Source organism: Collinsella aerofaciens (assembly GCF_020709435.1).
Taxonomy (GTDB): Bacteria; Actinomycetota; Coriobacteriia; order Coriobacteriales; family Coriobacteriaceae; genus Collinsella; species Collinsella aerofaciens_AU.
Map to the genome: position 1 here is coordinate 185,232 of NZ_JAJFDP010000001.1, position 11,286 is coordinate 196,517.

Annotated in this window: 9 protein-coding genes; 6 read left to right on the forward strand and 3 right to left on the reverse strand. The window is 61.2% G+C overall.

The features are described 5' to 3' along the window. Positions 1–53 precede the first annotated feature (53 nt). From LK493_RS00855 to LK493_RS00865, 3 genes are all read left to right on the forward strand, one after another. The gene (locus LK493_RS00855; protein WP_055310199.1) at positions 54–770 is read left to right on the forward strand and encodes a YoaK family protein; all 717 of its coding nucleotides are present in this window, start codon (positions 54–56) and stop codon (positions 768–770) included. A 165-nt stretch (positions 771–935) separates the two neighbouring features. Next, positions 936–2,102, forward strand: coding sequence for a lactaldehyde reductase (fucO, locus tag LK493_RS00860; RefSeq protein WP_022094861.1), 1,167 nt, complete (start codon positions 936–938; stop codon positions 2,100–2,102). 607 nt (positions 2,103–2,709) lie between these two features. Further along, a complete protein-coding gene (locus LK493_RS00865) occupies positions 2,710–3,753 on the forward strand; it encodes a M42 family metallopeptidase (protein ID WP_227789800.1) in 1,044 nt (347 codons plus the stop codon). Positions 3,754–3,889: 136 nt separating this feature from the next. On the opposite strand, the gene mnmA is transcribed toward LK493_RS00865, so the two are convergent. Together mnmA and cysK are read right to left on the reverse strand one after the other, a co-directional pair. After that, positions 3,890–5,113, reverse strand: a complete 1,224-nt coding sequence (gene mnmA, locus LK493_RS00870; protein WP_227789885.1) for a tRNA 2-thiouridine(34) synthase MnmA — start codon at positions 5,111–5,113, stop codon at positions 3,890–3,892. Positions 5,114–5,170: 57 nt separating this feature from the next. Continuing rightward, positions 5,171–6,109 carry a cysteine synthase A gene (gene cysK, locus LK493_RS00875; RefSeq protein ID WP_195502781.1) on the reverse strand — a complete coding sequence of 313 codons (939 nt, stop codon included), beginning with the start codon at positions 6,107–6,109 and terminating at the stop codon, positions 5,171–5,173. 253 nt (positions 6,110–6,362) lie between these two features. Here cysK and LK493_RS00880 point away from each other — a divergent pair, with 253 nt between their 5' ends. Next, a complete protein-coding gene (locus LK493_RS00880) occupies positions 6,363–6,791 on the forward strand; it encodes an RrF2 family transcriptional regulator (protein WP_055250949.1) in 429 nt (142 codons plus the stop codon). Positions 6,792–6,928: 137 nt separating this feature from the next. Here LK493_RS00880 and LK493_RS00885 read toward each other — a convergent pair whose 3' ends face one another. After that, on the reverse strand, positions 6,929–7,294 hold the full coding sequence (locus LK493_RS00885) for a phage holin family protein (protein WP_227789801.1): 366 nt from the start codon (positions 7,292–7,294) through the stop codon (positions 6,929–6,931). A 323-nt stretch (positions 7,295–7,617) separates the two neighbouring features. On the opposite strand from LK493_RS00885, the gene LK493_RS00890 reads away from it, so the two are divergent. Continuing rightward, positions 7,618–7,917, forward strand: coding sequence for a YerC/YecD family TrpR-related protein (locus LK493_RS00890; protein ID WP_022094855.1), 300 nt, complete (start codon positions 7,618–7,620; stop codon positions 7,915–7,917). 218 nt (positions 7,918–8,135) lie between these two features. Beyond that, entirely contained in the window at positions 8,136–11,285 is a 3,150-nt protein-coding gene (locus tag LK493_RS00895) for a PD-(D/E)XK nuclease family protein (protein ID WP_227789802.1), read from the forward strand. The last annotated feature ends 1 nt before the right edge of the window (position 11,286 follow it).

An 11,286-nucleotide genomic window follows, 5' to 3' on the forward strand; every position in this document is an offset into this window, starting at 1 on the left:
GCTATGTTTCCGCCAACGCACGAGAGAGTCGTCAACAAGGAGGATGCACGACGATGCAGCGTGCCAAACAGATATCGGAGTCCATCGAGCTGGGCATTATCTTGGCGCTCGCCGGTGGCTTTATGGACGTCTATTCGTACATTGGGCGCGATCATGTTTTCGCCAACGCGCAGACAGGCAACATCCTGCTCGTGGGCGTGAGCATCTCGGAGGGCAACTGGGCACTTGCGGGACGCTATTTCTTCCCCGTGGTGTCGTTTGCCGTGGGCATTATGCTTGCCGATCTGGTACACGAGCGGTTTGGCAGCGTGATTCACTGGCGCCAAGTGACGGTGTTCTTTGAAGCCGTTATCTTGCTGGGCGTGAGCTTTATCCCCGGCGGCAATTTCAACCTGCTCGCCAACTGCCTCACCTCGTTTGCCTGCGGTATGCAAGTTGAGAGCTTCCGCAAGATCCACGGTCACGGCATCGCTACGACCATGTGCATCGGCAACTTGCGCAACGCGCTGCAAAACGTGGACGATTACATCATCACCCACAGGCGCGGCTTTTTGGAAAACGGCCTGCTGTACTTTGGCGTGATCTTTACCTTTGTGTTTGGCGCCGTGTTGGGCAACTGGTGTATTGAGCGCATGGGCCTGCACGCCATCGTCGTGGCGAGCTTGCTGCTGTTTGTCGCGTTTGCCATCATGTTCATCGACCGCGAGCGCGACTTGCGCTTACGCTGGAAGGTTGCGGCCGAGGCTTGGAAAGAGGGCTGCCGAAAGTAACCGAATGCGGCAAAGGGGCTGTCCCTTTGCCGCAATATTTTTCATCGTCTGTTGAAACGCTTTAAATAGTTTGACGTTCTCACGCGTTTTTTGTTTCAAAAGCGTTAGGATGGGACTCATAGCGTGGGGCGTAATGGATGCCCCGCACACGATGGGAGGCTATCAATGGCTAATCGTTTCGTTCTCAATACCATCTCTTATCATGGTTCCGGCGCCATCAAGGAGATCCCCGGCGAGCTCCAGCGTCGCGGCTACAAGAAGATCTTCGTCTGCTCCGACCCCGATCTGGTCAAGTTTGGCGTTACCGCTAAGGTGACCGATGAGCTCGATGCCGCCGGCATCGCTTGGAGCCTCTACTCCGAGATCAAGCCCAACCCCACCATCCAGAACGTCAAGGACGGCGTCGAGGCCTTCAAGGCCGCCGAGGCTGACGCTATCGTGACCATTGGTGGCGGCTCCTCCATGGACACCGCTAAGGCCATCGGCATTATTATCAACAACCCCGAGTTCGCCGATGTCCGCAGCCTCGAGGGCGTTGCTCCCACTAAGAACCACGCCGTGTTCACCATCGCCGTGCCGACGACCGCCGGTACCGCCGCTGAGGTGACCATCAACTACGTCATCACCGACCCCGAGAAGGTCCGCAAGTTCGTGTGCGTCGACACCAACGATGCCCCCGAGGTTGCTGTCGTCGATCCCGACATGATGGCTTCCATGCCTGCCGGCCTGACCGCTTCCACTGGCATGGACGCTCTGACCCACGCCATCGAGGGCTACACCACCAAGGGCGCTTGGGAGCTCTCCGACATGTTCCACTTTGAGGCTATTAAGCTGATCAGCGAGAACCTGCGCGACTCTGTCGCCGAGGCCAAGTCCGGTCAGCCCGGCTCCGGCCGCGAGGGCATGGCTCTTGGCCAGTATGTCGCCGGCATGGGCTTCTCCAATGTTGGCCTGGGCATCGACCACGCCATGGCTCACACCCTGTCCGCTCACTACGACACCCCGCACGGCGTCGCCTGCGCCATGCTGCTGCCGATTGCCATGGAGTTCAACAAGCCGGTTTGCGCCGAGCGCCTGGCCAAGGTTGCCGTTGCCATGGGCGTTGACACCACGGGCATGAGCACCGATGAGGCCGCCGACGCCGCCATCGCCGCCGTCAAGCAGCTCTCCGCCGACGTGAACATCCCGCACGTCTGCGAGGCCATGAAGGCTGACGAGATCGAGGTCCTGGCCAAGGACGCCATGGCCGACGCCTGCTTCCCGGGTAACCCGCGCGAGGCGACGCTCGACGACGTCATCGAGCTCTTCAAGAAGATCTGCCCGGCTGCCTAGCCTCGTTTGGTGTTCTTTCGCCTGTAGGTGTGCGGTCGCTTTTTGACTTGCCGCTGGCCCCGCCGTGCTACGCACGGCGGGGCTTTTTGTGCTGCGTCGATGCCCTGAGGCGGACAAAACCAAGGCGTACTGCCCGCTGCGGATAGGTGGTGCACTTCCCTGCGTGCATTTTTGGGAGTATTCAACAAGCTCTTAAAAATGCATAACGTTGTGAATGGGCGGTAGTGATCCGCAGGCGCCCATCGACAGCCATTGTGGGCGGGCTATCGATGAGTGGAGGGGGTTGTTACTGAGTTTCTGCTTTGCGACGACCTGCAACACTGCTGTAACCGCGTCGTTTTGTCGTTCGTGATGGGGCCGTTGGGGCCCACGGTGCTGAATACTCCGTTTTTTGCACGGTCCAAGGTGGGGCACCCTGAGACGAAGCAAAAAGATACCTCATTTCTATGCAAATACCAATAGGATTTATGCAAGATTGAGATTGTAAACCGTGCACGTGCACAAAACCGGTGCGGGGACGTCTGGAGGCGGCTCGGCTCCTGGGGCATTGCACGTGCAGAACGGTTAAAATCGGGACTCGGTCTTAGTTTTACTTGGAAGGATGCATATGACTTCTAATTTTGATGCTTCTCTAGAGGAGACGCTCTCCTATATCGCAGGACAGCTTAAGACGCTGACTTCTATTGCTTCGCCTACCGGCTATACCCGTGCGGCGACTGATTATCTGATGGAGACCCTGCGCGATATGGGGTTTGGGCCTGAGCGTTCTAATAAGGGTAACGTGCTCGTTGAGCTTGGCGGCGAGGGCGAGCCGCTCGTACTGGCGAGCCATGTCGATACCCTAGGCGCCATGGTGCGTTCCATTAAGGACAATGGCCGCCTGCGCCCCACGACGCTCGGTGGGCATCAGTGGTCTACGGCCGATGGCGAGAACTGCACCGTCTACACGCGCGACGGCAATGTCTACACGGGCGTGGTTCTTAACACCGAGCCTTCGGCGCACGTGGCCGACGAGCCGGTCAAGACCATCGAGAAGAACATGGAGATCTTGCTCGACGAGAACGTCGACAGCAAGGACGATGTGCTCGAGCTGGGTATTCAGACCGGCGACATCATCGCTATGGATCCTCGCACGACGGTGACGGAGAGCGGCTACATTAAGAGCCACTTCCTGGATGACAAGCTATCGGCCGCCATTTTGTTGGGCTTGGCGCGTGCCGTCGCCGCTGGCGAGGTGATGCTTTCGCGTAAGGTTTCGCTGCTCTTTACCGTGTACGAGGAGGTGGGCCACGGCGGCGCCTTCGTGCCGGCCGACACGCGCGAGATGATCAGCGTTGACATGGGCTGCGTGGGCGACGACCTAGGCTGCACCGAGCACATGGTGTCGATCTGCGCCAAGGATTCGGGCGGTCCGTACAACTACGACCTGGTGACGGCGCTGTCCAATATCGCGCGCGAGCTTGAGCTCGATTACGCTATCGACGTGTATCCGCATTACGGTTCGGACGTCGAAGCCACGCTCTCTGCCGGCTACGACATTCGCCATGGTCTGATCGGCCCCGGCGTGTATGCGAGCCACAACTACGAGCGTAGCCACATGGACGGCGTGCGCAACACCTTCGAGCTCGTCCGCGCCTACGTACAGCGCTAGCGATGCAGCGGCCTCGGCTGATACGGCAGTACCGACCGAGGCCGTCCTCTCTAAGTTGCGGTGAAATAGGGACTGTTTGGCGGTTTTAAACGCTTAAACGGTCCCTATTTCACCGCAATTTATGAAGGGGATGGGGCTACTTAAGTGCGCCGGTCACCGTGCCGCCGCCGAGGACGATGTCGCCGTGGTAGACTACAACGGCCTGGCCGGGGGCGATGGCTCGCTGCGGCTCGTCAAAAGTTAGCAGCATTTGCCCGTCTTCGTCACGCGTAAGGGTCGCTGCCTGGTCTTTCTGACGGTAGCGGTACTTGGCACCTACGCGAATGCCGCCGGCATCCAGCTCGGCCTCCATGCGTGCGTCCGGCGCGCTCCAGATCCAGTCATTGGCCGTGAGCGCTGTGGCCGTCAGGTCCTCGGCCTCGCCCAGAAGCACAATGTTGCTGGCGGCGTCGACGCCCGTTACGTACACGGGATGCGCCATCGCGACGCCCAAGCCTTTGCGCTGACCGATGGTATAGCGCAGCGCGCCGTTATGGCGTCCGACCACGCTGCCGTCGCGCCACACAATGTCGCCTGGCTCGGCGGCATGTCCGCAGCGGCGCTCGATATAGCCCGCGTAGTCGCCGTCCGCGATAAAGCAGATATCCTCGCTCTCGGCCTTCTTGGCGTTTATGAAGCCCTGCTCGGCGGCAATGCGGCGCACGTCGCGTTCTTTGTCTAGGCCTGCCAGCGGAAAGATCGTGCGTGCCAGGCGCTCTTGTGTGAGCGAATACAAAAAGTAGCTTTGGTCCTTTTTAGGGTCCTCGCCGCGGTGCAGCTGCCAGGTGCCGTCGGACGACTGGCTCGTTTTGGCGTAGTGGCCTGTGGCGATGTAGTCGCAGCCCATATCCAGCGCCGCATCGAGCAGCGCACCAAACTTAATATGGCGGTTGCAGATGATGCACGGGTTGGGCGTCAGCCCCTCCTGGTAGGCGGTCACGAAGCGCTCGATAACATTGCGGTCGAAGGTCTGCTGCAGGTCGAGCACATGGTGGGGTATCCCCAGGCGCTCGGCGACGGCCTTTGCATCGGCGATGTCGCGGTCGACCTTGCTCATGCCCGTGATGGGATCGGGCACGGGGCAGGTGAGGCGCATGGTGGCGCCGACGCATTCGTAGCCCTGGCTTTTGAGCAGATAGGCAGTCACGCTGGAATCGACGCCGCCGCTCATGGCGACGAGCACGCGCTTGTTGTGCATGGGGAGGTTCTCCTTGGTGGCATGTGGCCAAAAAAGAAAAGCGGCGCGGGAGGCTGGTTCCGCGCCGCAGACATTGTAGCAAGTTCGGACGTCTCGTGGGACACCCTGATGGGATGGGCTCAGACTGCCGGGAGAGAGGAGGCCGGCTCGTCCCTGAGCTCAACCTATGGGCGACGGGCCCTAGTCCTGGAAGAGTGCCGTGGACAGGTAGCGCTCACCGGTATCGGCGAGCAGCGCCACGATGGTCTTGCCCTCGTTCTCGGGGCGCTTGGCCAGCTGCAGTGCGGCCCACACGGCGGCGCCGGACGAAATGCCCACGAGCACGCCCTCCTTGTGGCCCACGGCGCGGCCGGTGGCAAAGGCGTCCTCGTTCTCGACGGGGATGATCTCGTCATAGACCCGGGTGTCGAGGACGTCGGGCACAAAGCCGGCGCCGATGCCCTGGATCTTGTGCGGGCCGGCCTGGCCCTTGGAGAGCACCGGGGAGGTGGCGGGCTCAACGGCGACGACCTTAATCTCGGGGTTCTGCTCCTTGAGGAACTCGCCCACGCCGGTCACGGTGCCGCCGGTGCCAACGCCGGCGACGAAGATGTCGACCTTGCCGTCGGTGTCATCCCAGATCTCGGGGCCGGTCGTGGCCTTGTGAATGGCAGGGTTGGCGGGGTTCACAAACTGGCCGGCGATGATGCTGTTGGGCGTCTCCTTCTGCAGCTCCTCGGCCTTGGCGATAGCGCCCTTCATGCCCTTGGAACCGTCGGTGAGTACGAGCTGTGCGCCATATGCCTGCATAAGCTTGCGGCGCTCGACGGACATGGTCTCGGGCATGGTGATGATCACCTTGTAGCCGCGGGCGGCCGCCACCGAGGCGATGCCGACGCCGGTGTTGCCGCTCGTGGGCTCGATGATGGTGTAGTCGCCGCCGCGCACAAGCTTGCCGGCCTTCTCGGCCTCGTCGATCATGTTCTTGGCGACGCGGTCTTTGACGGACCCGGCGGGGTTGAAGTATTCCAGCTTGACGAGCACGCGGGCCTTGAGGTCCTCATCGGCCTCAAAGTGAGTGAGCTCCAGAAGCGGAGTGTGACCGATAAGCTGATCGATGGACGTGTAAACATTGCTCATGGTGAACCTCCAAAGTGTTCGAATGACTGGATACCGTGTGGTTTTACGGTGTGTGTAACAGCGAAACCCACAAACCTTATAGGTTGTTCGTTTTGCTGTTGGCAAGCATAGTAGACAGTAAAGCCTAGTAATGCAATAGGAAATAGAAGATTATTACGAGTCGATTAACCATCTTGACGGGAATAGGTATTTTCAATACCAATATTTCGGCTAGAATTTCTACGGATTAAAAGACCGAAAGGCAGCAATATATATGTTGGTTTCCACAAAGGGCAGATATGCCCTGCGCGTTATGGTCGACCTGGCCGAGCACCAGGCGGCGGGCCGTATTCCCCTCAAAGAGATCGCTGCGCGTCAGGGGATTTCGGAGAAATATCTGGAGAACATTTTGGCCACGCTCGTGCGCGCCAATATGCTCTCGGGCATGCGCGGCAAGGGCGGTGGTTACGTGCTCACGCGCCCGCCCGAGCAGTACACGGTGGGTGAGATCTTGCGCCTGACCGAGGGCAGCCTGGCGCCGGTCGCATGCCTGGACGGCGACTGCAAGGGCTGTTCGCGTTCGGATGAGTGTCCCACGCTCGACGTGTGGAAGAACCTGGACAAGCTCATCAACGACTACCTCGACGGCGTGACGCTCGATGCGCTCGTCGCCCCCAACGAGGGCTACGACTACGTCATCTAGTCCCACCTGCCATTTGGGGACGGGGTAGAAATGATCGATTTTCTTGCCCTCTGAGGCTTGGCAAATGACAAGGCCGCCCATCGTTGCGATGGGCGGCCTTCGTTTTGGCGTGTTGTGGCGGTCCGTATCCGGTCGCTTTAGTTCCTGGCGACGCTGTCGAGAATGCTGCGCATGATGGATACCAGGATGCTGCCCATAAAGGCCGATCCAAAGCCGGCAATGGAGATACCCGCGCCCAGCAGATTGACCGACAGGTAGCTGGCCAGCTCGAGCATAAAGCTGTTGACTACGAGCTGAAAAATACCAAGCGTGATAATAGTGAGCGGCAGTGAGATGACCGTCAGGAATGGTTTGACGAGCGAGTCGACGATGTTGAGGAACAGTCCCACGAAGGCAAAGCAGACCCAGGCATCGGCCATGCCGAAGGGCTGAATGCCGGGGACGAGAAACGTTGCAATCGCGATGGCGATTGAGGTCAAAAGCCAGTTGAGCAAAAAGCGCATGGTGGAGATCCTTTCTTGCGCAAGACGTGGCAAAGAGGCGTGAGAGGCGCATGCCTTTGCAACTCGGATAGATGCGCGGGCACGGTCCTGTTTGGGCGCCCATTGTCTCAGATATTCGTGGAGCTTGCGTGCGCATTCGGTTTCAAACCGGCGTTCGTCCTAAAAAACGCGCCGCTGGCAGAGAGTCTTGTCGCTTTAGTTTGGTGGTGTGCTAAACTGCTACGGGCAAAAGCCACAGGCGTTGCCCTATTGCATAGAACGGGCGAACGATGCCCGATGTCAGTATCAACTTCGATGCCTTTTGGCGGGTTTGGCGGTGATCGATGAATATCGAGAACATGTTTGACAAGCCTGATGTCAAGCAGCTGGTCCACGCATTTAGCCTTTTGGACGACGAGAAGGATATCCAAGCGTTTTTGACCGATATCTGCACGCCGCGCGAGATTTGCGATCTATCGCAGCGTCTGCAGGTCGCGCGTTACCTGGACGAGGGCGAGCCCTATGTCGAGGTTCAGGCACGTACCGGCGCTTCGTCCACCACGGTGAGCCGTGTGTCCAAGGCGCTCAACGGCGAGTACGGTGGCTACCGCAAGATCCTCATCAAGCTGGAGGATGGCGAGTAGGCCGCGCCAAAACGGATTGTGTAAAACCGCTCCTTCGGGGGCGGTTTTTTGATCCCTTGGGGACGGAGGAAAACGGATCATCGAGGGGGTCAGTCTAACCCGGTGATCCGTTTTCCTCCGTCCCCAAGGGATCAAATCTGTTGGCGTGGGGCAAATGTGTCCGCTTGGGCGGGTAGGATGGATACATTGATTATTGCGAACAGTTTGAGCGGAGGACCATGCCTGTTCGAATCTATACCACCAATGCCGGCACGGATTTGAGCGATGCCGAGTCGGCGTTGCTTGCCGACCTTATTGCCCGCCACGGGCGTGCCGTGTTGCTGGCGCCAACGTTTGCCGAGCTCGACCTGTGCCGTCATGATGCGGCGGAAGCCGGGATTTCGCTGGGTATCGACTACAAGACGCCTACATCGTGGCTTCGCTCGCTTTGGGAGCTTTTGGGCGACGGGCGCGGTTTTGTCGACAACCTGCAGCGCCAGATGCTGTTCTCGGACATGGTCACGCGCCTCGACGATGCCGACCTGCAGCCGCTTTCGCGCAGCCAGGGCACGGTGCGCATGCTTGCGCGCATGGCCCGCGATGTGCTGCCGGGTGTGGCGGGGACGGGTGCCGAGCGATGCCGTGGCAACAATTGCCAGCCTGAGCCAAAAAGCGATGCCGAGGCTCGTGTGTTCGAGCTTTTGCGTGCCTACGCGGGCGGTTTGGACCGTCGAGACATGGTCGAGCCCTGCGAGGCAGCTGACATTATGGCCGGTGCCCTGGCCGATAACCTGCCGGCGTGTACCCGCGCCGTATGCGTGCGCGGTATCACGTCGTTTACGCACGGCCTGCTCGAGCTGCTGTCTGCCGTGGCGAACAATGGGGGAGAGGTCGTCGTGCTGCTTGCCCGCGAGCAGGCGGCGATGCGCGAGGAGCTTGCCGCGGCATTTGATGCCCGCGGTGTGCTGTTTGAGATCGCGCCGCTGGGGGAGGACGCCGTCGCGTCTGATGTCGCTTGCGGGACTGCCGCTCAGCCTGTCTTTATTGAGGTCGCCGGTCCCCATGCCCGTGCTCATGTCTATGCGGACGCAATTGATGATCTGGTAAAAACGTGCCGGGGTTCCGAGGTCAACGCCGCCGCCGGCGCCTCTGCCGACCCCGTGCGCGTGCTCGTCGTTTCTGCCCGGGCACCCCAGCTGTTCGGTGAGCTCGCCTCTCGTCTGGCGGCTCGCCATATCGCTGCCGAGACAACTGAGTTCACGGCGTTTTCCCAATCCATTGCGGGCAGGCAGTTTGCGGCGCTTGCCGGCCTGATCGAGCGCATGAAGGCCGCCGATGAGGGCACGGCGTCAAAGACCGAGTGGTGGCCCGCGCCGGAGCTTACCGACTGGATCTACAGTCCGCTTTCGGGCGCTGATGCCGTCAATGCCCGTGCCTTCGATAAGAATATGCGTCTCTCGCGTAGCAAGACTACCGCGAGCGTTAAGAGCCTGCTGCAGAGTGTCCAAGGCCAGGTGAGGGGCGCGCGCAAGGCGGCGAGCGACGACAACTGGTTTAAGAACGTACCGTGTGTGGTTTCGGACGTGTTCCAGGCGCTGTGGCGTGACAAGCCCGTGACGGCGCTCAAGGCCATGCTTGCCGTTGCCGAGGCGTTGCCCGATCGCGCCCTTGGAGGCCTTGACGGTCAGGCTCGTCGCCAGGCGGAGGTGGCCTTGCTGCGCCACGTCATCGACATCCTTATGAATGGCGCCCGCGTGCTCGACGTGTCGCAGGCCGCGACCGTGCCCGTGCTCGATGGCATTCGCACCAAGGTGGACAAGCGTAGCACCGCCTACGATTACGAGACCTACGAGGTTGACCGTGCGCCACGTGCTCAGGTTCGTTTTGCTTCGCTTGCCGATGCGGCAGCTCTGCGCCCCGGCAGCTACGATGCCGTGCTGTTTGCCGATGTCGATCTGGACAGCTATCCGCTCTCGCACGAGGAGGGGCCGCTGGCCACGCTGACGGCGAGCCTTGGTCGCGAGGGCGTGACGCTTGAGCCCGCGGCCTTGCTGCGCGCGCGCTTTGGCCACGCGATGCAGGCGTCACGCGGCCCGGTTACGCTCGCCCGTGTGACCCACGATCGCCAGGCGCGCGAGTGCTATCCGGCTGCCGTGTGGACCGAGTTGCGGGCGCATGCCGAGGCTGACGGCGCTAAGATCGCTGACGACGCTAAGACCGCTGGTGACGCTAAAGCCGCTGGCGCCGACAAGGCGAAGTGCGTGGGTGAGGGTGATATCGTAAAGGACTTCGATCCCGCGGCAGGCGAAGGTCTCAAGCGCGAGCGCGTGACCTGTGAAGCCCCTCAGCATCTGAGTGCCGAGGCCGTGCCGTATTTGGTCCTGCGTCGTCGCGATGGCGAGGGCGAGGACGCGCCGCTCGTGCCGCGCCTGACGTCCGCCTCGCAGATCGAGGCCTATTCCACCTGCCCGCTGTGCTGGTTCGTCTCGTATCGCGTCAAACCTCAGTCCATCGATGCGGGCTTTGGCAACATGGAGAAGGGCAACTTTGTCCATGACGTGCTGGAGCACTTGCATGCACGTCTTCCGCAGGAGGGCATGGAGCGCGTGACGCCCATGAATCTGCCGCGCGCGAAGGAGCTGCTGCACGAGGTCTTTGCCGAGACCCTGGCCGAGCACGCCGGCAAGCGCGGTACCGAGGGCCCGCTGGTGCCGCTCTCTCCAGTGGAGGAGCGCCAGGCGGCCGAGATCTTGCCGCAACTGGAGGGCGTGCTCGCCTACGAGTCCGAGGCGCTCGCGCCCTTCGCACCGCGCTACCTGGAGTTTGCGTTCAACGAGCTCCAGGTCGAGTATGCCGGTTGGCCGCTCGGTGGGCGCATCGACCGCGTTGACGTGGATGCCGAGAATCGCGCCGTGGTAATCGACTACAAGCATCGTTCGGGTGTCGAGGAGTTTAAGCTCGCCGACCCCACGGTGCGCGACGAGGAGTCGGGCGAGGCCCCCATCGACGACCCGCGCTGGCTGCCGCCCCATACCCAGACACTCATCTACGCCCAGGCCATGCGTCGGGCGCTGGGCCTAGATACCCGTGCTGCGCTCTATTTTTCGACCAAGGGCGGCAAGCCCGCGCTGCGTGGTGCCGCAAGTGCCGAGTTGCTCGAGGAAGAGCGCGGCGACGGTCGCATCCCGGGCCTCAAGAAGGGCTTTCCGGGCGAGGGCGGCAACATGGACTTCGATGCGCTACTCGACCGCGTGGAGGCCGGCATTGCCGAGCGCCTGCGCGAGCTCGAGGCGGGCGACGTCGCCGCTGTCGATCCGACGTCGGCGCAGGCCGCGCATGCGCGCTGCTCGTATAACCACGAAGGAACGTTCGTAAGGAGGGACGTGTAGA